This is a genomic window from Paraburkholderia sediminicola (genome assembly GCF_902859805.1).
GTDB classification, from domain to species: Bacteria; Pseudomonadota; Gammaproteobacteria; order Burkholderiales; family Burkholderiaceae; genus Paraburkholderia; species Paraburkholderia sediminicola.
On the sequence record NZ_CADIKC010000006.1, the window covers coordinates 173,495 to 196,082 of the forward strand.

24 protein-coding genes are annotated in these 22,588 nt (G+C 63.2%); 17 read left to right on the forward strand and 7 right to left on the reverse strand.

Going from position 1 to position 22,588, the window contains the following annotated elements; all coding sequences use genetic code 11:
- Positions 1-70 precede the first annotated feature (70 nt).
- Positions 71-1,249, forward strand: a complete 1,179-nt coding sequence (locus R8871_RS21740; protein WP_093633775.1) for an acetyl-CoA C-acyltransferase — start codon at positions 71-73, stop codon at positions 1,247-1,249.
- 167 nt (positions 1,250-1,416) lie between these two features.
- Here the strand turns inward: R8871_RS21740 and R8871_RS21745 are convergent, their stop codons facing one another.
- Both R8871_RS21745 and R8871_RS21750 read right to left on the reverse strand, forming a co-directional pair.
- Positions 1,417-1,947 carry an LEA type 2 family protein gene (locus R8871_RS21745; protein ID WP_407673186.1) on the reverse strand — a complete coding sequence of 177 codons (531 nt, stop codon included), beginning with the start codon at positions 1,945-1,947 and terminating at the stop codon, positions 1,417-1,419.
- A 70-nt stretch (positions 1,948-2,017) separates the two neighbouring features.
- Entirely contained in the window at positions 2,018-2,401 is a 384-nt protein-coding gene (locus R8871_RS21750; RefSeq protein ID WP_175052304.1) for a hypothetical protein, read from the reverse strand.
- A 178-nt stretch (positions 2,402-2,579) separates the two neighbouring features.
- On the opposite strand from R8871_RS21750, the gene R8871_RS21755 reads away from it, so the two are divergent.
- From R8871_RS21755 to R8871_RS21780, 6 genes are all read left to right on the forward strand, one after another.
- Positions 2,580-4,139, forward strand: a complete 1,560-nt coding sequence (locus R8871_RS21755; protein ID WP_246287636.1) for an aminotransferase-like domain-containing protein — start codon at positions 2,580-2,582, stop codon at positions 4,137-4,139.
- A 63-nt stretch (positions 4,140-4,202) separates the two neighbouring features.
- Positions 4,203-4,505, forward strand: coding sequence for a Dabb family protein (locus R8871_RS21760; RefSeq protein WP_175052305.1), 303 nt, complete (start codon positions 4,203-4,205; stop codon positions 4,503-4,505).
- Positions 4,506-4,513: 8 nt separating this feature from the next.
- Entirely contained in the window at positions 4,514-5,005 is a 492-nt protein-coding gene (locus R8871_RS21765; protein WP_175052306.1) for a PaaI family thioesterase, read from the forward strand.
- A 114-nt stretch (positions 5,006-5,119) separates the two neighbouring features.
- Entirely contained in the window at positions 5,120-6,118 is a 999-nt protein-coding gene (locus tag R8871_RS21770) for an NADP-dependent oxidoreductase (protein ID WP_175052307.1), read from the forward strand.
- Between the two features lie 63 nt (positions 6,119-6,181).
- Positions 6,182-7,069, forward strand: a complete 888-nt coding sequence (locus tag R8871_RS21775) for an SDR family oxidoreductase (protein ID WP_175052308.1) — start codon at positions 6,182-6,184, stop codon at positions 7,067-7,069.
- A 59-nt stretch (positions 7,070-7,128) separates the two neighbouring features.
- Complete coding sequence (locus tag R8871_RS21780; RefSeq protein WP_175052309.1) at positions 7,129-8,088, forward strand: alpha/beta hydrolase; 960 nt, start codon at positions 7,129-7,131, stop codon at positions 8,086-8,088.
- A 120-nt stretch (positions 8,089-8,208) separates the two neighbouring features.
- Here R8871_RS21780 and R8871_RS21785 read toward each other — a convergent pair whose 3' ends face one another.
- Entirely contained in the window at positions 8,209-9,063 is an 855-nt protein-coding gene (locus R8871_RS21785; RefSeq protein ID WP_175052310.1) for an NRDE family protein, read from the reverse strand.
- A gap of 84 nt (positions 9,064-9,147) precedes the next feature.
- On the reverse strand, positions 9,148-10,245 hold the full coding sequence (gene ygfZ / locus R8871_RS21790; protein ID WP_175052311.1) for a CAF17-like 4Fe-4S cluster assembly/insertion protein YgfZ: 1,098 nt from the start codon (positions 10,243-10,245) through the stop codon (positions 9,148-9,150).
- Positions 10,246-10,323: 78 nt separating this feature from the next.
- Here ygfZ and mltG point away from each other — a divergent pair, with 78 nt between their 5' ends.
- From mltG to R8871_RS21840, 10 genes are all read left to right on the forward strand, one after another.
- A complete protein-coding gene (gene mltG, locus R8871_RS21795; RefSeq protein ID WP_175052312.1) occupies positions 10,324-11,334 on the forward strand; it encodes an endolytic transglycosylase MltG in 1,011 nt (336 codons plus the stop codon).
- Positions 11,334-11,954 carry a dTMP kinase gene (gene tmk / locus R8871_RS21800; RefSeq protein WP_175052543.1) on the forward strand — a complete coding sequence of 207 codons (621 nt, stop codon included), beginning with the start codon at positions 11,334-11,336 and terminating at the stop codon, positions 11,952-11,954. Before mltG ends, tmk begins: the two co-directional genes overlap by 1 nt.
- A 94-nt stretch (positions 11,955-12,048) precedes the next feature.
- Positions 12,049-13,083 carry a DNA polymerase III subunit delta' gene (locus tag R8871_RS21805; protein WP_175052313.1) on the forward strand — a complete coding sequence of 345 codons (1,035 nt, stop codon included), beginning with the start codon at positions 12,049-12,051 and terminating at the stop codon, positions 13,081-13,083.
- A gap of 107 nt (positions 13,084-13,190) precedes the next feature.
- On the forward strand, positions 13,191-13,709 hold the full coding sequence (locus tag R8871_RS21810) for a GNAT family N-acetyltransferase (protein WP_175052314.1): 519 nt from the start codon (positions 13,191-13,193) through the stop codon (positions 13,707-13,709).
- 69 nt (positions 13,710-13,778) lie between these two features.
- A complete protein-coding gene (locus R8871_RS21815) occupies positions 13,779-14,570 on the forward strand; it encodes a TatD family hydrolase (protein ID WP_175052315.1) in 792 nt (263 codons plus the stop codon).
- Between the two features lie 52 nt (positions 14,571-14,622).
- Positions 14,623-15,363 (forward strand): ankyrin repeat domain-containing protein, encoded by a 741-nt coding sequence (locus tag R8871_RS21820; RefSeq protein WP_175052316.1) that lies wholly within the window; start codon positions 14,623-14,625, stop codon positions 15,361-15,363.
- Positions 15,364-15,555: 192 nt separating this feature from the next.
- Positions 15,556-15,912 (forward strand): Rap1a/Tai family immunity protein, encoded by a 357-nt coding sequence (locus R8871_RS21825; protein ID WP_054042704.1) that lies wholly within the window; start codon positions 15,556-15,558, stop codon positions 15,910-15,912.
- A 321-nt stretch (positions 15,913-16,233) separates the two neighbouring features.
- Positions 16,234-17,646 carry an alpha,alpha-trehalose-phosphate synthase (UDP-forming) gene (gene otsA, locus R8871_RS21830; protein ID WP_175052317.1) on the forward strand — a complete coding sequence of 471 codons (1,413 nt, stop codon included), beginning with the start codon at positions 16,234-16,236 and terminating at the stop codon, positions 17,644-17,646.
- Between the two features lie 67 nt (positions 17,647-17,713).
- The gene (locus R8871_RS21835; RefSeq protein WP_175052318.1) at positions 17,714-18,883 is read left to right on the forward strand and encodes an AAA family ATPase; all 1,170 of its coding nucleotides are present in this window, start codon (positions 17,714-17,716) and stop codon (positions 18,881-18,883) included.
- Between the two features lie 300 nt (positions 18,884-19,183).
- Positions 19,184-20,251, forward strand: a complete 1,068-nt coding sequence (locus R8871_RS21840) for a glycosyltransferase family 4 protein (protein WP_175052319.1) — start codon at positions 19,184-19,186, stop codon at positions 20,249-20,251.
- A gap of 129 nt (positions 20,252-20,380) precedes the next feature.
- On the opposite strand, the gene R8871_RS21845 is transcribed toward R8871_RS21840, so the two are convergent.
- The 3 genes from R8871_RS21845 to R8871_RS21855 form a co-directional block, all read right to left on the reverse strand.
- Positions 20,381-20,968, reverse strand: a complete 588-nt coding sequence (locus R8871_RS21845) for a BPSL1445 family SYLF domain-containing lipoprotein (RefSeq protein ID WP_175052320.1) — start codon at positions 20,966-20,968, stop codon at positions 20,381-20,383.
- 378 nt (positions 20,969-21,346) lie between these two features.
- Positions 21,347-21,793, reverse strand: a complete 447-nt coding sequence (locus R8871_RS21850) for a hypothetical protein (RefSeq protein ID WP_175052321.1) — start codon at positions 21,791-21,793, stop codon at positions 21,347-21,349.
- Positions 21,794-22,085: 292 nt separating this feature from the next.
- On the reverse strand, positions 22,086-22,382 hold the full coding sequence (locus R8871_RS21855; protein WP_093633754.1) for a PsiF family protein: 297 nt from the start codon (positions 22,380-22,382) through the stop codon (positions 22,086-22,088).
- Between the last annotated feature and the right edge of the window lie 206 nt (positions 22,383-22,588).

Sequence of the window (22,588 nt, forward strand, 5' to 3'; positions counted from 1 at the left end):
GGACCAGCCAACTGGCATGGGACCGGAGTAAGCACTAAAGCGCTAACTCCGGTCGACATAGGAGAGATGCATGACTGATGCCGTAATCGTATCGACCGCCCGTACGGGCCTCGCCAAATCATGGCGCGGCGGTTTCAACATGACGCACGGAGCGACGCTCGGCGGGCATGTGACGCAGGCCGCCGTCGAGCGCGCGAAGCTGGACCCGGCGCGCATTGAAGACGTGATCATGGGTTGCGCGAATCCGGAAGGCGCGACAGGCATGAATATCGCGCGCCAGATCGCACTGCGCGCGGGTTTGCCGGTTAGCGTGCCGGGCATGACGGTGAACCGCTTCTGTTCGTCTGGTTTGCAAACCATCGCACTGGCCGCGCAACGCGTGATTGCCGGTGAGGGCGATGTGTTCGTCGCGGGTGGCGTGGAATCGATCTCGTGCGTGCAGAACGAGATGAACCGCCACATGGTGACCGAAGGCTGGCTCAGCCAGAACAAGCCGGAAATCTACTGGTCGATGTTGCAGACCGCCGAGAACGTTGCGAAGCGCTACTCGATCTCGAAGGAACGTCAGGACGAATACGGCGTGCGCTCGCAACAGCGTGCCGCGGCGGCACTCGAAGCCGGCAAGTTCAAGGACGAGATCGTGCCGCTGACAGTGCTGGCCGGCGTCGCCGACAAAGCGAGCGGGCGTCTCTTCACGAAGGAAGTCACGGTCAGCGCCGACGAAGGCATTCGTGCCGACACGACGCTCGAAGGCGTGTCGAAGATTCGTACCGCGATGCCGGGCGGCGTGATCACCGCGGGTAATGCGAGCCAGTTCTCGGACGGCGCGTCGGCCTGCGTCGTGATGAACGCGAAAGTCGCGGAGCGCGAAGGGCTGCAACCGCTCGGCATTTTCCGTGGCTTTGCGGTGGCCGGTTGCGAGCCGGACGAGATGGGCATCGGCCCGGTGTTCGCGGTGCCGAAGCTGCTCAAGCAGGCAGGCCTGAAAGTCGAAGACATCGACCTGTGGGAGCTGAACGAAGCGTTCGCAGTGCAGGTGCTGTATTGCGCCGACAAGCTCGGTATTCCGCAAGACCGTCTGAACGTGAATGGCGGCGCGATCGCGGTGGGCCATCCGTATGGCGTGTCGGGCGCGCGTTTGACCGGTCATGCGCTGATCGAAGGCAAGCGGCGCGGTGCGAAGCTGGTCGTCGTGACGATGTGTATCGGCGGCGGCCAGGGTGCGGCGGGCCTGTTCGAAGTGGTTTGATCAGGCGCGAGCGGGCTTGATTAAAAGCGGGTGTCGTGTGGTTCGGTGCGATGGGGTGTGCAGGCATTGAATCCACGGCACCCGTTTTTTATATGTGTGGGTCGGGCTTGTTTGGGTATCCGGCATGCAACACGAGCACAACGACTGGCGGCGCGAACCGGGCTAAATCAGGGCAACGCCATACCGAGCGCCGGCAGGCTCAACGTACCCTGATCGACGAAACGTGTCGTGCCTATCAGGCCGCCCGCGAGCTTGCCGCGCAGGATGTACGGAATCTGCCCTGACTGTGCGACGCCGGCAAAGGCGAACGCCTGGCGAACCGCGGCGAAGGCGGGCACTGTCAGCGGTACGTTGACGACCGTTTCGCCGAAACGCGGCACGGTGCCGCTCTGATCGCTGACGCCGCTGGCGAACGGTTTGCCGTTCAGTTCGAGTGCAAGCGACACGCCGTCGAAGTTGACAGCGGATTCATTGGGGTTCTGTACGCGTAGTTTGACGTTGAAGCGCATCTCCAGACCCTGACCGTCGACCGGTTCGATGCCGGCCACGCTTACGCGCAAAGGGTCGCCGCCGAATAGACCGGCGCAGCCGTTGAGCGTCAGTGTGATGACGGCGAGGATCGCGGCCAGACGGGCATAACTGGCATAAGAGGCGTAACGGGCATCAGGGCGGGACAGCAGTACGCGAAAGAAGGGCATGACCGATACCTCGAAGGAAGCGGCTTGGGTCATGCATTGTAGCGGGCCGTTGTGCGCCGGTAGCGACGTTTCAGGTGGCGCGCTGCAGCCGCGTTTTCACGAGGCTCGTCAGCTTGCGCACGGCTTGACTGATGAAAATGAAGCGGTGCCATTCGTGTTCAGCGTGCCATGGCTCGACGACGAACGCCGCGGATTGCGCTTGCACTGTGCTGATCGACACGATGCCGCGCTGTGGCGTGACATAGCGTTCGCCTTCATGCAGCGTGACCGACGTGACCGGCACGGCGTCTCCGAGCCACGCGAGAGAATGATCGCGGAAGGCGAGCTGCAGATTGCCTTCGACGGCCACGATCGAGGTCCGCGCGCGCAGATCGTGCACGGCCATCTGACCGGTGGCAACGCGCGAAGTGGTCGCATCGTGAGGTAAACCGGTGCGAGGTTGGGTGATGGGCATGACCGATTCCTTTAAACCGTTTTCATGCCACACAGCTTATTGAGTCCGTCCAGGTGAAAACAGGCGCAATAATGGACAATGTGAACCGGTACAAGGCGGGGTTTGAACATGCTGTATCGGTTGGAATCTCGCCGATGTGTATCTGTCGTCACGCCCTAACTATCCGCACCATCGGCTCATGAGCACTTTTACCTCGATACCCGACGCACAAGCCGCAACGTGCACGGAGGCGCTGCCCGCCGACAGCCGCCCCGCGGACGGCCGCCCCGCGGATGGCCGGCCCGCGGATGGCCGCCCCCTCTATCGCCAACTGGCCGACCAATATCGTCGCGCGATCGATAACGGCGTGCTGCGTCCCGGCGACCGCATGCCGTCGATGCGCGCCTTCATGCAGCGGCACGGCGTGAGCCTCGCAACCGCGACCGAGAGCTACCGAACCCTGGAACGCGCCGCGCTGATCGACGCCCGGCCGCGCGCCGGTTATTTCGTGCGCGCCCGTCAAGCGGCGGCGCTGCCCGCGGCAACCGAGCCCGACCTTGCGGTCGTGCCCGGCGCGGCGCAGTTCGTCGGCATCCACTCGGCGATTTCGGCGATCGTGTCGAAATTCCAGCGCTATCCCGACGCGCTGAACCTCGGCGGCGCCACCGCATCTCCCGATCTTTACCCCACCGACGCCCTGCAGAAAGCCGCGCTGCGCGCCTTGCGCCGACGGCCGACCTTGCTGACCGCGGCCGGACCCGATCAGGGCGATCCCGAGCTGCGCGCCATCATCGCGCGCCGTGCGCTCGACGCCGGCATCCAGATCGGCATGGACGACGTGATCATGACCCACGGCGGCATCGAGGCAGTGAACCTGGCCTTGCGCGCGGTGACGCAGCCGGGCGACACGGTCGCGGTGGAATCGCCGTGCTTCTTCGGCTTGCTGCAAGTGCTCGAAAGCCTCGGCCTGCGCGCGCTCGAAATTCCGGCCAGTCCGACCACCGGCATTGCCATCGAAGCATTGGCGTTCGCGCTGCAAACGCATCCCGACGTCAAGGCTGTCGTGGTCGTGCCGAATCTGCAGAATCCGCTCGGCAGCGTGATGCCCGACACGCACAAGGCACAGCTCGTCGAACTCTGCGCGCGAGCGGGCATTCCGCTGATCGAAGACGATCCCTACCGCGAACTCTCCGACGCCGCACAGTCACCCCGATCGTTGAAGGCCTGGGACACCGACGGCACGGTGATCCATTGCACGTCGTTCAACAAGACCCTCGCACCCGGCATGCGGGTCGGCTGGATCAACGGCGGACGCTGGCATCCGCGCATCGGCATGCTGAAGTTCGCGCAGTCGCGGCATAACGAGCAGTTGTCGCAAGTCGTGCTCGCCGAATTTCTGGAAACGAATGCGTATGAACGGCATCTGCGGCGTTTGCGCGATCGTCTGCGGATTCAACGCGAACGGATGGCCGCAGCGATCGCGGCATCGTTTCCCGAGGGCACGCGCTTTACGCCGCCGGGCGGAGGCATGTTTTTCTGGATCGAGCTGCCGCGTGACGTGTCATCGGCTGCATTTTTCGATGCGGCTTTGGATGAAGGCATTCGCTTGATGCCGGGCACGGTGTTTTCGAACGCAGGGCGTTTCGATCATTTCATTCGTCTGAGTTGCCCGAGTACGGATCTCGATCAGGCCGATGACGCGGTGCGCAGGTTAGGGCGTCTGGCGGCACAGAGGCTGGCGCATGCGCGAACGCCGTAACGGTTATGATTTCCTGCTGTGCCAAGTCCCGGCACAACGAATTGAATCGAAGAAGGTGATCCCGTGATCCGTCATATTGTGATGTGGAAACTCAAAGAACACGCCGAAGGTGCCTCGCGTGCCGAAAACGTCCTGAAGCTGAAGGAAAAACTCGAAGGCTGCCGCGGCATTGTTCCGGGCATCCTCAAGCTCGAAGTGGGCATCGCGGCACCGGGCCTCGAATCGACCTACGACATCGTGCTCGTCTCGGACTTCACCGACAAGGCCGCGCTCGACGCCTACCAGGTCCATCCGACGCACACGGCGCTGAAGGGTTTCACAGGTGCGGTGCGCGAATCGCGTGAATGTGTCGACTACGAAATCTGAAATCCGCAATGACCGACTCATCCTCATCTTCATCTAAAGCGAGCAGCGCGACGCTGCCCGAAAGCCCGTTCGTCGACCGGCTCGGAGCGCAGTTGTTGTCGGCGGCCGACGGCGCCAGCGAAGTCATATTGCCGCTGCAACCCGATCACATGAACACGTGGGACGTCGCGCATGGCGGCGTGACCATGACGCTCGCCGACGTCGCGCTCGCGATGGCCGCGCGCAGTCTGGCCGGTGACGGCGTCGGCGTGGTCACCGTCGAGATGAAGGTCAACTTCATGCAGCCAGGACGCGGCGAATTGCGCGCTACCGGCCGCGTGCTGCACCGCTCGACCACCATGGCCTATTGCGAAGGCGAGATTCGCGACAGCGAAGGCCACTTCGTCGCCAAGGCACTCGGCACGTTCAAATATATGCGGCGCCTCGCCGTGGGCCGCGACGTGACGCGACAGCGTCTGCGCAGCGATCCTTCGGCGAAACCGGGTCCAAGCGACGGTTAATCACCGGACGAATAGCGCGCGTGTCGAGTGCCGCGCGCGCTGACTCCTCTTTTGCAGACGCTGTTGCTTCGAACTATTCGCCGATCACATCGGTAACTCATGGAGACGATCGTCATGCCTCAGATCAACCGTCAACTCGTGCTGGCTTCGCGTCCGCAAGGCGCTGTTACGCCCGATAACTTCAAGCTCGTTGAAACGCCGCTGGCGCCGCTTGCCGATGGCGAATTCCGCGTGCGCAATCACTTCCTGTCGCTCGATCCGTACATGCGCGGCCGGATGAACGACAGCAAGTCGTACGCAGCGCCGCAGCCGCTGAACGAAGTGATGATCGGCGGCACGGTGGGCGAAGTGGTGGAGTCGAAGAATCCGAAGTTTGCGGTCGGCGATAAGGTTGTCGCAATGTTCGGCTGGCAGGAGTACGGCACCTCGAACGGTGCGGGCGTGCAGAAAGTCGACGATACGCATGTGCCGTTGTCGGCGTATCTCGGCCCGGTTGGCATGCCGGGCGTGACGGCCTGGTACGGTCTGAACAAAATTATTGCGCCGAAGGCGGGTGACACGGTGGTGGTCAGCGCGGCGAGCGGGGCGGTGGGCAGCGTGGTCGGGCAACTGGCGAAGCTGGCCGGCGCGCGAGCGGTCGGGATCGCGGGCGGCGCGGACAAGTGCCGCTATGTGGTCGAGACGCTCGGCTTCGATGCCTGCGTCGACTACAAGGCCGGCAATCTGTATCAGGAGCTCAAGGCCGTGACGCCGGACGGCGTCGACGGTTACTTCGAGAATGTCGGCGGCGAAGTGCTCGACGTGACGCTTGCGCGCATGAATGCGTTCGGCCGTATCGCGTTGTGCGGGTTTATCGCGGGCTACGACGGCCAGCCGATGCCGCTCAAGCATCCGTCGCTGATGCTCACGCAGCGGCTGCTGGTGCAGGGCTTCATCGTCAGCGAGCATATGGACGTTTGGCCGGAAGCGCTCAAGCAACTCGGCACGCTGGTCGCGCAGAAGAAGCTGCAATATCGCGAGACCATCGCACAAGGGCTCGAAGCGGCGCCCGAGGCGTTCATCGGTCTGCTGAAGGGCAAGAACTTCGGCAAGCAGCTCGTCAAGCTGATCTGAACGCGGGGGCTGTCGATGAGACTCAACCGATAATCCCCGACCGCTAAATCCAGGAGAGGAAGGATGTTCGAATTTGAAGGCAAGGTGGCGGTGATCACCGGTGCGGCAAGCGGCTTCGGCCGGGCGTTCGCGGAGAAGGGCGCGTCGCTCGGCATGAAGCTCGTGCTGGCCGATGTGAATCCCGAGGCGCTCGCGCAAACCGTCGACGCATTGCGCGCCGGCGGCGCCGAGACAATTGGCGTGCCGACCGACGTGTCTGACGCCGCCCAGGTCGAAGCGCTCGCGCAAGCGGCGCTCGACGCCTTCGGTAAAGTCCATCTGCTCTTTAACAACGCGGGCGTGGGCTCGGGCGGCTTCCTCTGGGAAAGCACGGCGAACGACTGGGCGTGGGTGTTCAACGTCAACGTGATGGGCGTCGCGCACGGTGTGCGCGCCTTCACGCCGATCATGCTGCGGCAGAACGAACCCGCGCATATCGTCAACACGGCATCGGTGGCGGGCTTGCTGTCGCCGCCCGCGATGGGCATTTACAACGCCTCGAAGCACGCCGTCGTGTCGTTGACGGAGACGCTTTATCACGACCTGCAGTTGGCCCAAGCCGGGAATGCGGAGGGCGGCGCAGTCGGCTGTTCATTGTTGTGCCCGGCCTTCGTGCCGACCGGCATCGCCGACGCGGAACGCGCGCGGCCTGCGGATTTGCGCAACGATAGCAGGCCGACCCGCTCGCAGATCGCCGCCGGCAAGCAACTGCAGCGCGCGGTGCAATCGGGCAAGCTGAGCGCGGCCGACGTCGCCGAGATCACGTTCGAAGCGATTGCGGCGCGGCGTTTTTACATCGTCACGCATCCGGGCATCATGGCGACGGTGAAGCTGCGTCATGAGGACATCGAGGCGTTGCGTAACCCGACCGATCCGATGTCGCTGAAGCCCGAAGTGAAGAACGCGAGCTAGGCGCTGTTTCCCACTTTTGATCCACTAACCTTCGCCGCCCACGCGCCACTCGACGTCCAATGCCGCTGAACCCGAAAATCGAGCAGGTGCTCGACATGATCGCGCGCGCGAAACGCCCGCAGCTTCACGAGTTGACTCCGCAACAGGCGCGCGCGTCCTACGAAAAAAGCGCGCCGATTCTGGAGATCGCGAGCGCGCCGATGTTCTCGGTCGAAGCCCTGCACGTGCCGACACGTGACGGCGCGACGGTTCGCGCGCGGCTTTATCAGCCGGTCGAGCCGAGTTGGGCCGAGCCTGCGCCGGCGCTGGTGTATTACCACGGCGGCGGCTTCACGGTAGGTAGTGTCGATACGCACGATGCGCTGTGCCGGATGCTCGCGCGCGACGGACATTGCACGGTGCTGTCGGTCGATTACAGGCTTGCGCCCGAGTACAAATTTCCCACCGCCGTTGAAGACGCATTCGACGCGTTGACCTGGCTGCACGCGCACGCAGCGGAGTACGGCGTCGATGCGGAGCGGCTAGCCGTGGGTGGCGATAGCGCGGGCGGCACGCTGGCAACGGTGTGCGCGGTGCTGGCACGCGACGCGGGCATCAAGCTCGCGCTGCAACTATTGATCTATCCGGGTACCACGGGCTATCAGCAAACCGATTCGCACGCGCGCCTCGCCAACGGCTTCCTGCTTTCGGGTGACACAATTCAATGGTTCTTCGACCAATACGTGCGAGATAAAAGCGACCGCGACGACTGGCGTTTCGCGCCGCTCGACGGCACGCGCGGCGCGCCGGATTTCAGCGGCATTGCACCGGCATGGATCGCGACCGCCGAATACGATCCTTTAAGCGACGAAGGCGATGCGTATGCGGAGAAACTGCGCGCAGCGGGTAACCGGGTCACGCTGAAACGCTACCCGGGCATGATTCACGAGTTCTTCAAGATGGGTGGCTACGTGCCTGACGTTGCAGAGGCACATGCGGATGCCGCCGCGGCGTTGCGGGCGGCGTTCGGCGTGGAGTAGTTTGCGCTCTGTATAGGCAGGCTGGGAGATCGTGCGATTGATCACCCGACTGCACCACGGTGAGGCGGTCATTCAGTGATCGTCAGGCAGTGAATAGCCGAGCTAGTCGCTAAACGTTCGTCAGGCGATCTCGCGTTCAACATTGAACGCGAAGCTGCGCTCGAAATCGCCGGGCCGTACGATCCGATGCGAGCCGTTATCGTCGCTACGCTCGGCGGCCGCTACGCTGATCACGTCGCCATGCGCCACCACGCGCACCGCGGTCGTACCGCGCGTGCCGTACTCCGGCGTTTCAATAAAAGCAGCCGACAACGCCCGCTCCCGTTCGAGCGGAATACCGGTGGACGGCAATTCGTCATCGCGCGCGAGCTGCGGATCGCGCATCAGATCGATCAGGCGTTCAAGCGGCGGCATCGCATCGCGGGCAAGCATGGCGCCCAGTTCCGCGCGCTTTTTGACCAGCTTCGGCCAGGCGGTATCGAGCACCGCGTTCGAGATGCCGTGCGTGCCGGACTCGAGCAGGGTGGGCGCGGTGTTCGACCTGTTGCAGTACCAGCCGAGTTCGCGGCGCGTCCAGTCACCGACGAGCAGATTGAATCCGTTGTAGATATCGCCGGTTTGCGCGACGCGTCGCAGATAGTCGAGCGGCGTTTCGTGCGTCCCGTCCGTCTCGTTGTGCGAGCCGTTTGCGGAGCCACTGAGCCAGTCGCTGACAAGCGTGCCGCGGGTCGGCGCATCGGCGCGCATTTCGTGCGGCGCGCGGTAATTGGTCAGCGCGGCAAAGCGGCCATCGCGCGACATACCGAGCCACGTGCCGCCGCCCACCAGATCCCGTCCGGCCAGCACGGTCGGCGCATCATGCCACCAGCTGATCGGTTCGGCGGTGCGGCGGAAGAATTCGTCGCGATTCGCGGCGAGCGTGAAGAGCGGTCCGTCGACCGCATCGGGCCGCCAGTCGAAAACGATCAGGCACATCGGGTGGAGTCTCCCGGTGGGGACGGTGGAGGAACAGATGCCATGAAAAAGCGGCGCTCGATTGCGCCGCTCGGGTTCGGGCGTTTAGACCTCAGTCGGCAAACCATACGGCAACGCCAGGAACGTCAGCACCGGACCTTCCGCCGCGCCCAGATGCACCGTGCCGCCTTCGAGCGCCGCAAGCTTGATCTCCACCAGCACGTCGACGCCACCCTCCGGCGCCGACGCCGCATTCACCACCATCCCGCACGGCTGGCCCGGATCGTTCGAATGGAAAAGTTCGGCGCCGGCTTTGACCGTCTCCAGTTCGCCCGTCACGTTCGCGAGCGAGGTGCGCCGCTTGATCGTGCCGCGATACTGGCTGCGCGCCACGACTTCCTGACCCGGATAGCAGCCTTTACGGAAATTGACCGCGCCGAGCACGTCGAAGTTGACCATCTGCGGCACAAACTGCTCGACCACCGGTTGCGTGATGCGCGGTTCGCCCGCACGAATGTCGAGCCAATCCCATACCGCCGGCGACACGCGCTTGAGCTTTTCGTCGAGCACAGGCAGGCGCGCTTCGACCGCGGCCTTCGGGCCGACCCACAGATAGCGCAGGCGGCCTAGCGCGTCCGGAACGCGAATCAACGACCCCGCCGTGCCGTCCACCTGAACGTGCACGCCGTCGGGCAGCGCATCGAACACGCCGGAAAGCGCTTTGCGCACGTCGCCCGCCAGACCCACCACCGCCAGTTCACCGCTCGCATCAACCAGCTTGGCCTTGGCGCGCAGAACGAACATGGACAGCCGTTTCTGCACGGCGGCCTGCACGTCCTTCGACACCAGCAGACGGATCGTCTCGCCGGTGCGCCACGTCAGGAACGACGCCAGCAGCCGGCCCTTGGCCGAGCAATAGCCCGCGAGGCGCGCGTTGGCGGCGTCGAGGTGCTGGGTGTCGTTGGTCAACTGGCCGTGCAGGAAGCTCGCCGCGTCGTCACCGGTTACGTCGATCACGCCGAATTGCGTCAGCGGCATGTAGGCGCCTTGCCCGATGACAGCGGCGAATTCGTCAGCGGCGGGGCGCGGCAAGACAGGAAGTCCGGCGGACGCGGAAGCCTGTGCCGTGGCGGCGGTACCCGTGTGAGCAACTGCGGGCGCAACTGAAGGCGTGCCTGAAGCGGTAGCGAGCGGTGTGTTCATGGATTCCGGGAACAGTCAATTCTGACTTTAGCTAAGGCAAACAAGTATTATATGAGGTCCAACCCAGCCCCGTTACGCATGTCCCTTCTGAAGAAATGTTTGGTCGCCGGCTCAATCGTCATTGTGCTGGCCGCAGCCGCAATCGCAGGCGGATATCACTGGGCCACCAGCCCACTCGATTTGACCCCCGCGCAACTCGATGTCACCGTCAAGCCGCACAGCAGCTTGCGCAGCGTCACGCTGCAGCTCAACCGCGGCGGTGTGCCGGTCGAGCCTGAACTGTTCGTCATCATGACGCGGCTGCTCGGTCTGCAAAGCGACCTGAAATCGGGCAACTACGAATTCAAGACGGGCATCACGCCGTATGAGGTGCTGCAAAAAATCGCTCGCGGCGACGTCAACGAATACGTGGCGACCATCATCGAGGGGTGGACCTTCAAGCGCATGCGCGCCGAGCTGGACGGCAATCCGGCGCTCAAGCACGACACGGCCGGCATGAGCGACACCGATCTGATGAACGCGATCAACGCGCCGGAAGCGCCGATCGGCAACGGCGAGGGGCTGTTTTTCCCGGACACCTATCTGTTCGACAAGAACACCAGCGATCTGGACATCTATCGCCGCGCGTACCGGCTGATGCGGCTGCGTCTGGACGAAGCGTGGACCGCGCGCGCGCCGAACCTGCCGTACAAGACTCCGTATGATGCGTTGACGATGGCGTCGATCATCGAAAAGGAAACCGGCAAGAAATCGGACCGGCCGATGGTGGCCGCCGTGTTCGCGAACCGTCTGCGCGTGGGCATGCCGCTGCAAACCGACCCTACGGTGATCTATGGCATGGGCGACAGCTACGCCGGCCGCATCAGGAAGAAAGACCTGCAGACCGACACTCCCTACAATACCTACACCCGGATGGGGCTTCCGCCAACGCCCATCTCGCTGCCCGGTGTCGCATCGCTGCAGGCGGCGATGAACCCGGCGCAATCCACCGCGCTGTATTTCGTTTCGCGCGGCGACGGCAGCAGTATCTTTTCTGACACCCTCGGCGATCACAACAAGGCCGTGGACAAATACATTCGAGGGCAATGATGGCGCGGGGCAAATTTATAACGTTTGAGGGCATCGACGGTGCCGGCAAGACCACCCACCTGGGCTGGTTTCGCGAACGCCTCGAAGAGAAAGTCGCGAGCACCGGCCGCTCGGTCGTGATGACGCGCGAGCCGGGCGGCACGCCGCTTGGCGAACAGATCCGCGAAATCGTGCTGCATCAGAAGATGGACCTCGAAACCGAGGCATTGCTGATGTTCGCGCTGCGCCGCCAGCATCTGGCCGAGGTGATCGAGCCGGCGCTTGCGCGCGGCGACTGGGTGCTGTCCGACCGCTTCACGGACGCGACGTTTGCCTACCAGGGCGGCGGCCGCGGCCTGCCGCGCGACAAGCTGGAAACGCTGGAGCGCTGGGTGCAGGGCGGTTTTCAGCCGGACCTGACGGTGCTGTTCGACCTGACGCCGGAGGTGGCCAGCGAACGGCGCAGCGCCGCGCGCGATCCGGATCGGTTCGAAAGCGAGTCGGAGGCATTTTTCAACCGCACCCGCGCCGAATATCTGCGCCGCGCGGAAGAAGCGCCGTACCGGTTCGCTATCATTGACTCTTCGCAGACCATCGCGCGAATTCAGAAACAGCTTGAAGAATTGATCACAGTTCTTTGATTTTAAAAGAATATAATCCCGAGTTATGACGACAGACGTAATTCACGTTATGTCTCACAAAACGTCGCCAACCGATTGATTTAAAAGAGAAACGATGATTTATCCGTGGCAAGCCGATGACTGGAACCGCCTGCAGCAGTTGCGTGGGCACTGGCCGCATGCCTTGCTGCTGCATGGCCAGGCGGGGATCGGCAAGCTGCGCTTCGCGCAGCACCTCGCGCAGGGGCTTTTGTGCGAGGCCCAGCAGGCCAACGGTGAGCCGTGCGGCGCCTGTGTCGCCTGCAACTGGTTCACGCAGGGCAACCATCCTGACTATCGGATCATCGTGCCCGAAGCGCTGGCCGCCGAAGCCGGACTCGCCGGCGCTGCGGACGAAAAAGCCGAAAAGGCCGACGGCGACGAAGGCAAGAAAACGCGCGCGCCCAGCAAGGAGATAAAGATCGAGCAGATTCGCGGCCTGCTCGATTTCGTCGGCGTTGGGTCGCACCGCGGCGGTGCGCGCGTGGTCGTGCTGTATCCCGCCGAGGGGCTGAACATCGCCGCGGCCAACGCGCTCCTGAAAACGCTCGAAGAACCGCCGGCCGGCGTAGTGTTTTTGATGGTGTCGGCGCGCATCGACCGCCTGCTGCCCACTATCATCAGCCGTTGCCGCCAATGGCCGATGACGATGCCTGCGCCGGAAGTCGCCACGAAGTGGCTCACCGCGCAAGGCGTCGCCGAAGCGCCCGCGCTGCTCGCCGAAGCCGGCGGCGCGCCGCTCACGGCCCTCGCATTGGCGAGCGACGAGAACCGCACGCTGCGCGACTGGACTTTGAAGCAACTGGCCGCGGGCGCCGATTGCGACGCCTTCGCCTGCGGCGAGGCGCTGCAGAAGCTGCCGGTGCCGCTCGTGCTCGGCTGGCTGCAGCGCTGGATGTACGATTTGCTGGCGCAGCGCACGGCCGGCGCGCCGCGTTATTTTCCGCAGGCGTCGACTGCCTTGTCGCGCTGTGCGTCGCAAGCCGATGCCAGCGCGTTTGCGCGCTTCATGCGCACCGTGACGCGCCAGCGCGCTGTCGAGAACCATCCGCTGAACGCGCGGCTGGTGTTCGAAGAACTGTTTATCGGCTACCGCGAGCTGTTCGCGTAAATCAATTTTGATGGCCGACGGTGTGTGCAAGGCTGGCGTGCCTTAACCCGCCGCACTGATTCATGCATCCGTCCGCTGATTCGTCTTCCAATTCACGTCAAAGCACCATGAGTCTTTCCTACCGCGATGCCACGCTCGACGATCTGCCCGCGATCGTCGCCATCTACAACTCGACCGTGCCGTCGCGGCAAGTCACGGCCGATCTCGAGCCGGTGAGCATCGAAAGCCGTCTGGCATGGTTTCATGCGCATGGGCCGCACAAGCGTCCGCTGTGGGTGGTGGAAGATCCGCAGCAGTCCGGCCGCGTGATCGCGTGGTTGAGCTTCTCGGATTTCTACGGCCGCCCGGCCTATCAACGCACCTCCGAAGTCAGCATCTATCTGGACGAAAGCGCGCGCGGCAAGGGGCTTGGCAAGCAACTGCTGGCAGCCTCGCTGGAAGTGGCGCCGACGCTCGGCATCGACAGCGTGCTGGGCTTTATCTTTGGTCACAATGACGCGAGCCTGCGCCTGTTCCGCGGCTTCGGTTTCGATACGTGGGGCTCGCTGCCGCGCGTTGCGGTGCTGGATGGCGTGGAACGCGATCTGGTGATTCTCGGCAAACGGCTCGAGCCGGCCGCGGCCTGATTTACAGCCACGATTTGCGGCCACGATTTACAGCCCGGTTCACACCCAGCTACTTAGCAGGACATCATCATGTTTGTCGATTCGCACTGCCATATCAACTTCGAAGGACTCGCCGACCGCCTGCCGCAGGTGCTCGAGAACATGCGCAGCCATTCAGTCACGCATGCGCTGTGCGTATCGGTCGACCTGGAGACACTGCCGTCCGTGCTGGCAATCGCCAATCAGTACGAGAACGTCTACGCGTCGGTCGGGGTGCATCCCGATCACGAGGACATGCGCGAGCCGAGTCTTGCCGAACTGATTGAGCTCGCCGACCATCCGAAAGTGGTCGCGATCGGCGAGACCGGCCTCGACTACTACCGTCTTGAAGGCCGCACGATCGCCGATATGGAATGGCAGCGCGAGCGCTTTCGCACCCATATCCGCGCCGCGCACGCCACGAAAAAACCGCTGATCATCCACACCCGGTCGTCGTCGGAAGACACGCTGCGCATCATGGCCGAGGAGCGCGCGAGCGAGCCGGGCGGCGTGATGCATTGCTTCACCGAGCCGTGGGCGGTTGCCGAGCAGGCGCTGGCGCAGAATTTTTACATTTCGCTGTCGGGCATCGTCACGTTCAAGAGCGCGACCGACGTGCAGGACGTCGCGCGCCGCGTGCCGCTCGAGCGTCTGCTGATCGAAACCGACTCGCCGTACCTCGCGCCCGTGCCGTATCGCGGCAAGCCTAATGAACCTGCGTACGTAAGTTATGTCGGACGCTTCATCGCGCAACAGCGCGAGATGCCGGATACGGCGCTGGCCGCCGCGACGACACAAAACTTCTTCCGGCTCTTCAAGATTCCCGCGCCGGCTGGTGTGTGATCGGTAAAGCCAATAAATATCAAATGGATAGGGAAGTTTCCTAAAGTAAAACATGACAAATTATTCGACTTCGACGGCAGCGGTTCAAGAGACTTCAGCAGCGCAAACTGCTTTCGGTTCGGCACGCCGCGGCGCGTCGCGCCTTGCGCTGGCCGCCACGCTTGCCTGCGCTGCGCTGAGCTCGCTGGTCGCGGCGCCCGTTCAGGCCGCGCCGATCGACTCGCTCATCAAGTCGGTGAAATTCGACGACGTCGACGGCGTCAACAAGCTGCTCGCCAAGGGCATGGACCCGAACAGCGTCGACAACCAGGGCATCCCGCTGCTGGTGCTCGCCGCGCGCGAGAAGTCGGACAAGGTGGGCGCCGCGCTGCTCGCCAACCCGAAGACCAACATCGAGATTCAGGACAAGGCCGGCGAGAACGCAATGATGATGGCCGCGCTGGCCGGCGATCTCGACTTCGTCAACCTGCTGATCGCGAAAGATGCCGAAGTCAACAAGAAGGGCTGGGCGCCGCTGCACTACGCGGCTGCGAACGGCCACGACGATATCGTCAAGGTGCTGCTCGACCATTCGGCCTACGTCGACGCCGGCTCGCCTAACGGCACCACGCCGCTGATGATGGCCGCGCGCGGCGGTCATGTGTCGACAGTGAAGCTTCTGCTCGATAACGGCGCGGACCTCACGGTGAAGAACCAGATCGGCCTAACCGCGCTCGATTTCGCGAAGACCTACAAGGAACCGGATGTGGTCGAAGGCCTCACCGCGCGCCTGCAACAGATGCAACAGAAGTAAGCTGCGAGAAAATCTGGAGAACCGGCCACTGGATCGCTAGTTCCCCGGACCAAAAATTTGCCTGAAGTTAGCACCTGTTGGCATGCCTGCCGCTTCGCAAAACAGTGCAGAATGACGACTTGGCGCGTTGCGAGGCGCGCCGGTTCGATGCGGCGCAAGACCGCCTGATAAACGACCCTGGAAAGGAACACCATGCTGCGGGCTTTGATTTTCGCCAGCGCGCTTGCCGTACCGCTATCGGCAGCCGCGTTTACGGGGGGCGACCTCAACAAGCTGTGCACGAAAACCGATGTGGCATCGCGTAGTGCGTGCGCCGCGTATATCGAGGGCGCCGCCGACGGCATCTTCAATACGATCGACGCGATCGGCGGCACGACGGGGCCGCGCGTCGGCCAGTACTACTGCCTGCCGCCGGATGCGCGCTCGGCGCAACTCACCGACGCGGTACGCAAGTACATCGCGGAGAATCCGATCGTTGCGGGCTATAACGCCAGCACGGCGATCTCGCTCGGGCTCGGCAAGGCATTTCCTTGCAAGAGCGGCAGCTGATCGCGTAGTTGATTTTGGCTCAAACCCGGCCGCATTCAGAATGCCGCCGGCTTGAGCACCCTCCATGCCAACTCCCGACGACCTCAGCCGTATCGTCGAAGCGCCGCTGCATACGCGGCTCGGTGCGTTCGGCGTCGGCACGCAGTTGAGTGCAACTGATCGGACACCCAGGCGGTCGAACCCTCCATCTGACTCACGAACCTGGTGCGGTATCGCGTGTGATTCAGCCGCTTGACGTCATCGAAGTGTTGCAGCGCTCAAGGCGTCACAAGCCGCTGTAGCGTGAACGCCGCGCCGTGCGAACCAAGGAGGACTACCAACATGGGCCGACTGATCGTCGTGTCGAATCGTGTCGCAACGCCGACGGAAACCAAGGGGGCTGCGGGCGGCCTTGCGGTCGGTGTGTTCGGCGCGCTGAAGGACGCGGGCGGTGTGTGGTTCGGCTGGAGCGGCGACGTGGTGAGCGAGACCGTTGCTAACGCCGGTCCGACGCTGGAGCAGGATGGTGCGGTAACCTTCGCGACCGTCGGCCTCACGCGCAAGGATTACGACCAGTACTACCGCGGCTTCTCGAACGCGACGCTGTGGCCGGTGTTCCACTACCGCAACGACCTTGCGCGCTACGAGCGCGAAGAATACGCAGGCTATCGCCGCGTCAACGCCTGGCTTGCGCACAAGCTGATCAAGCTGCTCGAACCCGACGATGTCATCTGGATTCACGACTACCATCTGATCCCGTTCGCCGAAGCGCTGCGCTCCGAGGGCATCACGAACCGCATCGGCTTTTTCCTGCACATTCCGTTTCCCGCGCCGCAGATCCTGCTCAACATTCCGCCGCACGAAGAGCTGGTGAAATCGCTCTCGTGCTACGACCTGCTGGGCTTCCAGACCGCCACCGATGAACTCGCTTTTCACGACTACGTGACGCGCCACGTGCGGGGCACCGTCAGCGGAGGCAATCATGTCGAAGCCTTCGGCCGCAAGCTGCGCACGGGCGTCTATCGGATCGGCGTGTTCCCCGATGAAATCGCTGAACAGGCGCAGCGCTACGAAAGCCGCCAGCACGTGCTCGACCTGAAGCAGAGTCTGGAGGGCCGCAAGCTGATCATGAGCGTCGACCGGCTCGACTATTCGAAGGGACTCGTCGAACGTTTTCGCGCCTTCGAGCAACTGCTGGAACGCTCGCCGGAATGGCGCGGCAACGTGACGCTCGTGCAGATCGCGCCGCCGACCCGTTCGGACGTCGCCACCTATCAGAAGATCCGCCAGGATCTCGAATACGAAGCAGGGCGCATCAACGGCCGTTATTCGGGCCTCGATTACACGCCGATCCGCTATCTGAATCAGCAGTACGACCGCTGGAAACTGATGTCGCTGTTTCGCGAGTCGCAGATTGGCTTTGTTACGCCATTGCATGACGGCATGAACCTGGTCGCGAAGGAATACGTCGCCGCGCAGAACCCGGACGATCCGGGCGTACTGGTGCTGTCGATTTTCGCCGGCGCGGCGGCGGAATTGACGGGCGCGCTACTGGTCAATCCGCACGATGCAATCGGCATGTGCGAGGCCTTGCAGCGCGCGCTGCAAATGCCGCTCGATGCACGCCAGCGGCGTCACGAGATCAATATGGCGGCGCTGCGCAAGAACGATCTCGGCGTGTGGCGCGATACCTTCCTGAACGATTTGCGCAGTGTGCCCGTGCAGACGCCGGGTAAAGGCGGTGGGCATAAGTGATGGTGCGTGTGAACAGAATGGTTTTACTGAGCGCCCGGCAGCGCGCGTTTGATCGCAAGGTGGCCGCATGCTGAGGACGTTGGCCATCGCCGGGTATCGGTCGTTGCGCGAGTTGATCGTGCCGCTCGGGCAGTTGAACGTCATCACGGGTGCGAACGGCAGCGGCAAGTCGAGCGTGTACCGCTCGTTGCGTTTGCTGGCCGAGACAGCGCGCGGCGGAGTGATTACATCGCTTGCGCGTGAGGGCGGTTTGCAATCCACCTTGTGGGCTGGGCCCGAACGTTTCTCGCGCGCGATGCTGGCCGGAGAATTGCCCGTGGAGGGTACGCGCCGCAAAGACCCGGTGAGTCTACGGCTTGGATTTTCCGGCGATGAGTTCGGCTATGCGATCGATCTCGGCTTGCCGCCGCTCGACAGGGCCACCCGCTTCCCGCTCGACCCCACCATCAAACGCGAGTGCATCTGGAGCGGCCCGGTGCTGCGGCCGTCGGCCTTGCTGGTCGACCGGCACGGTGCAGCGTTACGCACACGTGACGAACAGGGCGAGTGGCAAACCATCCCGCAACCTGTCGCGAGCTTCGACAGCATGATGACGGAGTTCTCCGACCCGCGGACCGCTCCCGAGATGATCACGGTGCGCGAGCAGATTCGCTCGTGGCGCTTTTACGACCACTTCCGCACGGATGCAGACGCGGCCGCGCGTCTGCCGCAGATCGGCACGCACACGCCGGTGCTCTCGAACGACGGCGCGGACCTCGCCGCGGCCTTGCAAACCATTCGCGAGATCGGCGACCCGGTTGCGCTCGATGCCGCCATCGACGACGCCTTTCCCGGTTCACGCCTCGACGTCGCCTCGTCGGAGGACGGTCGCTTCGAAGTGTCGATGCAGCAACACGGCTTGCTGCGGCCGCTCAAGGGCGCGGAGCTGTCGGACGGCACCTTGCGTTATCTGTTGCTGGTGGCCGCGTTGCTCACGCCGCGTCCGCCGGCTTTGCTGGTGCTGAACGAACCGGAGACGAGCTTGCACCCGGACCTGCTGCCGGCGCTGGCGCGCCTGATTGCGCGGGCTTCCGCGCATTCGCAGGTGCTGGTGGTGTCGCACGCGGCGCGGCTGATCGCGGCGCTCGAACGGGAGGACGGCAGCCAGTCGATCGTGCTCGAGAAACACTTCGGCGCTACACGGATCACCGATGCGGACGATCGCGACCTGCCGCCGTGGAAATGGCCGACGCGATAAGCGTGGCCCTGCAATCTGGTTAAGGGCAACGGGCAAGCGAGTTGCCCAGGCAATGTGCCTGAGCTACGTCCCTGAGCGGATAATAGGCGCGCCAACGGATGTAAGCTGAATGTAACAGCGCTCAGGAATTGAAAGGCCAAGGGCTTTTTGTTCCGCCCTGGTGAATAATGGTGTGATGCGGATGGTGCAGGCGGACGCTCGATGTCCACTGCATTGATGGAGAAGGACCGGCGCTGTCATAAGCAGCGCCGCTGACGTGCACCGCCATTGGCGCGAGCCGTCAGTTCACGGAGACAAAATATGAAGATTGCGCAGATCGCCCCTTTGACCGAATCGGTGCCGCCGAAGCTATACGGCGGCACGGAGCGCGTCGTGTCCTATATCACCGAGGCGCTGGTCGATCTCGGCCATGACGTGACGCTGTTCGCGAGCGGCGACTCCGTTACGAGCGCGAAGCTCGAAGCCGTCTGGCCGCGTGCGTTGCGTCTGGACCCGGGTATCCGCGACCGCATTGCGCCCCATATGCTGTTGATGGAACTGGTGCGCCGCCAGGCCGAAAACTTCGACGTGCTGCATTTTCACCTCGACTATTACTCGTTTTCGGTCTTCAAGCGCCAGGAGACACCCTTCGTCACGACAATGCACGGGCGCCTCGATTTGCCCGAGCAACAGCCGGTGTTCGACACCTTCAACACCGCGCCCGTGATCTCGATTTCGAATTCGCAGCGTCATCCCTTGCCGCAGGCCAAGTGGCTCACCACCGTCTATCACGGTCTGCCGGAACAGCTCTACACGCCGCAACCGGTCGAGCAGAAGTACCTCGCGTTTCTGGGCCGTATTTCGCCGGAAAAGCGCGTCGATACCGCGATCCGGATTGCCGGACGCTGCGGCATGCAGATTCGCATTGCCGCGAAAGTGGACTCCGCCGACCGCGAATACTTCGAGCGCGAAATCCGGCCGTTGCTGGACTTGCCGCATGTCGAATTCATCGGCGAGATCGCGGATAACCAGAAGGCCGAGTTTCTATCCGGCGCGCATGCGCTGCTTTTCCCGATCGACTGGCCGGAGCCGTTCGGCCTCGTGATGATCGAAGCGATGGCGTGCGGCACGCCGGTGATCGCGTTTAACCGCGGCTCGGTGCCGGAAGTGCTGGACGACGGCGTGACGGGCTTTATCGTCGAAGACGAGATCGGCGCGGTGGCAGCGGTCAATCGCCTGCATAAGATGCCGCGGGCGGGCGTGCGGCAACGCTTCGAAGAGCGCTTCACGTCGCACCGGATGGCGCAGCAGTATGTGGATGCGTATCAGTCGGTGATTCGAGCGCAGAAGCGCTCGCGCTTCAAGGTGATCGATACGTCGGGGAGTTGAACGGCGTAAAACCGGCCCGCACGGCGGTATGAAAAAAACGGCGATGTGCACAACGCATCGCCGTTTTTTTATTGCCGCCGTGCCTCTGGCCGGCAATCGGTTCGCGCGAGATCGCGCGGGACCGAGTGCCTAGATCTTCAGGCGCGTTACCTTGGTGCCTTGCAGCGAGACATCGGCCATCAGGCCGGCATTGGTCAAAATGAATACTTCGACCGGGGCCGTTGCCGTGGTTGTGTCGATCGCGCCGTTGGCGCCCATCTTCACCAGCGCGACGGAGGCGTCGCCGCCCGCGGACCAGCCGTCGGCATTGCGGAATGTGTCGAGCGAGTCCTGCGTCATGAACAGGAAGATGATGGCCTTCGATTGCGCGCCCGCCTGCAGACCGAACGAGCCGGAAACCGTACTGTAGTAGCCGACCGTGCCGCCGCCTACGCGCAGCGCGCCTTCGCCATACTGGCCGCCAACGATGAAGCCCACTTGCAGTACCGACGGGAACACCAGGACGCCGCGCGCCTTGGATACGAGTTCGCGCGAACCCTTCACGGTCGTGAACAGGCGCGACATGGTGCCGTCGACGCTGGCATCGATCGACTGGCGTTTGGAGGCATCAGTGGAGGGGGTGTTGGGGTTGCCGCTGTTAGTCGTACAACCAGCGAGTGCAAGGCCTCCGAAAGCGAGCGCAGCGGTAGTCTTCAGCATGAAGTTTCGTCTTTGCATCGTTTTTCTCCATCATGGTTCCTGGGCGCAACCTCATAGGGTGTTGCCGGGCTGCCTTTGAGTTATATCACACGCAAGCGTAGAGGGCGTACTTCGTCGTTCGGTGAAAAGCCTTGTGGGGCGGGGGTTTGCGACTTTTCGTAAAGGGTGCTCGTGTAATTTTGACCGGTGGCGGGAGAGCGTTGCAAGGGGCTTCACCAGCGCCTTCGAATGGGCGTCTCGCGACTCGTGCCGGACGGAGAGCGACTCGGAGACGGTCAGGTTGAAACCGTATCGAAGACCGGTTTTTACCGATTTTGCACGTTCACGATTCGAGTTGAAATCGAATTGAAAGTGTTGCCTCGACGCTGCATCCGCGCCGTATCCGCACCGGCATCCTCACCCATGGTTTGCCGGACTTTTGACCGGCGGGCGCCGCAACACGCGGCGAATCATGCCGATCAATACGCCGATCAGGAACAGCGCGACGGCCGGCACGATCCAGTAGCCGACGAACGCATGCCAGAGGTAACCCATGAGGGTGGAGCGGCGCACGCTGTATTCGTTGCGGGCGTCCTGCTGGCGCGGCGCATTGGCCGCCAGCACATCGGCCGGGCAGCCCGCGGCTTGAGCCTCGTCGGGCTTGCCATGGCAGCGCGCAGGCGCGCCGGCGGCGCGTTGTGCGTCGGTGAAATTCCAGGTGGTCAGCGCACGGTCGAGGTCGACGGCGTTGTACGCCATTTCCTCCCGGATCTCGCTGACTGCAACGATCGCCACGGGCACCGCCCAGAAAATGATGACGACCAGCCACCGCCTCAACCAGCGGTTTTTATGCTTCGATACCATCCTTGCCTCCGATCGATGCTCTGCAGCACCAACGACAAGATGGCGGCCCGTCTAATGTTGTGTATGGGGGTGGGCCGTCTCCGCAGCCATCATAGAAGAAAAACGGCGCGTTCGCGCGGGTGGACTGCGAAGGGATAGATCGTGCGAGGGCGGCTGCCGCGAGATAGGCGGCGACGAAGAGCAGGAGTCGGGACAGAAGGAAGAGCAAGGCCGCGCCTGAAAACGGCGCGGCCCTGTTCGAGCAATACACGGTGAGGCGTGCGGCGCGTGGCCCGCGCCGATTGCCTCGTGTTTAGTTAGCCGGCGCGGACGAGAGGCAGGTCTTCATGAAGGCCTTACGGTCGTCGCCTTTCTTGCCGGCGGCTTGTGTATTACACGCCTTCATCTTGTCCTGCTGGCTCATCGGCGCTGCGGCGGCCGGCTTCGCGGACAGGCAGGTTTTCATGAACGCCTTGCGGTCGTCGCCTTTCTTGTCGGCAGCCTGCTTGTTGCAGTCGGCCATTTTCGTTTGCTGGCTGTTCTGCGCGAACACCGGCGAAACGAGGACAGTACCCAGCACCAGCGCAGCGATAGCGGATTGGATTTTCATGTGACACTCCATCGGTGGTGAAAACGTTTTTGGTCGTTCATGCGCGTGGGCGTCAACGGCGTCCAGGACCCCTCGGCACGTCCATTATGGCAAATGCTGTCTGCCAGAACGGACGGAATGCCATTCCGGTTGACAGGCGAGCACGCTGGTTTTCCCCTACGGGCTGGGGTCTTCGGCGCTTCGGGGGGATAAAACGGGCGAATGGC

Bases quoted from the DNA above. Each gene is read 5' to 3' on its own strand.
- R8871_RS21820 (WP_175052316.1), top strand. From the start codon at position 14,623: ATGACAAATTATTCGACTTCGACGGCAGCGGTTCAAGAGACTTCAGCA.
- R8871_RS21840 (WP_175052319.1), top strand. From the start codon at position 19,184: ATGAAGATTGCGCAGATCGCCCCTTTGACCGAATCGGTGCCGCCGAAG.
- R8871_RS21770 (WP_175052307.1), top strand. From the start codon at position 5,120: ATGCCTCAGATCAACCGTCAACTCGTGCTGGCTTCGCGTCCGCAAGGC.
- R8871_RS21765 (WP_175052306.1), top strand. From the start codon at position 4,514: ATGACCGACTCATCCTCATCTTCATCTAAAGCGAGCAGCGCGACGCTG.
- R8871_RS21815 (WP_175052315.1), top strand. From the start codon at position 13,779: ATGTTTGTCGATTCGCACTGCCATATCAACTTCGAAGGACTCGCCGAC.
- R8871_RS21775 (WP_175052308.1), top strand. From the start codon at position 6,182: ATGTTCGAATTTGAAGGCAAGGTGGCGGTGATCACCGGTGCGGCAAGC.
- R8871_RS21845 (WP_175052320.1), bottom strand. From the start codon at position 20,968: ATGCAAAGACGAAACTTCATGCTGAAGACTACCGCTGCGCTCGCTTTC.
- R8871_RS21825 (WP_054042704.1), top strand. From the start codon at position 15,556: ATGCTGCGGGCTTTGATTTTCGCCAGCGCGCTTGCCGTACCGCTATCG.
- R8871_RS21855 (WP_093633754.1), bottom strand. From the start codon at position 22,382: ATGAAAATCCAATCCGCTATCGCTGCGCTGGTGCTGGGTACTGTCCTC.
- R8871_RS21805 (WP_175052313.1), top strand. From the start codon at position 12,049: ATGATTTATCCGTGGCAAGCCGATGACTGGAACCGCCTGCAGCAGTTG.
- R8871_RS21755 (WP_246287636.1), top strand. From the start codon at position 2,580: ATGAGCACTTTTACCTCGATACCCGACGCACAAGCCGCAACGTGCACG.
- R8871_RS21750 (WP_175052304.1), bottom strand. From the start codon at position 2,401: ATGCCCATCACCCAACCTCGCACCGGTTTACCTCACGATGCGACCACT.
- R8871_RS21850 (WP_175052321.1), bottom strand. From the start codon at position 21,793: ATGGTATCGAAGCATAAAAACCGCTGGTTGAGGCGGTGGCTGGTCGTC.
- R8871_RS21835 (WP_175052318.1), top strand. From the start codon at position 17,714: ATGCTGAGGACGTTGGCCATCGCCGGGTATCGGTCGTTGCGCGAGTTG.
- tmk (WP_175052543.1), top strand. From the start codon at position 11,334: ATGGCGCGGGGCAAATTTATAACGTTTGAGGGCATCGACGGTGCCGGC.
- ygfZ (WP_175052311.1), bottom strand. From the start codon at position 10,245: ATGAACACACCGCTCGCTACCGCTTCAGGCACGCCTTCAGTTGCGCCC.
- otsA (WP_175052317.1), top strand. From the start codon at position 16,234: ATGGGCCGACTGATCGTCGTGTCGAATCGTGTCGCAACGCCGACGGAA.
- R8871_RS21810 (WP_175052314.1), top strand. From the start codon at position 13,191: ATGAGTCTTTCCTACCGCGATGCCACGCTCGACGATCTGCCCGCGATC.
- R8871_RS21740 (WP_093633775.1), top strand. From the start codon at position 71: ATGACTGATGCCGTAATCGTATCGACCGCCCGTACGGGCCTCGCCAAA.
- R8871_RS21745 (WP_407673186.1), bottom strand. From the start codon at position 1,947: ATGCCCTTCTTTCGCGTACTGCTGTCCCGCCCTGATGCCCGTTACGCC.
- R8871_RS21785 (WP_175052310.1), bottom strand. From the start codon at position 9,063: ATGTGCCTGATCGTTTTCGACTGGCGGCCCGATGCGGTCGACGGACCG.
- R8871_RS21780 (WP_175052309.1), top strand. From the start codon at position 7,129: ATGCCGCTGAACCCGAAAATCGAGCAGGTGCTCGACATGATCGCGCGC.
- mltG (WP_175052312.1), top strand. From the start codon at position 10,324: ATGTCCCTTCTGAAGAAATGTTTGGTCGCCGGCTCAATCGTCATTGTG.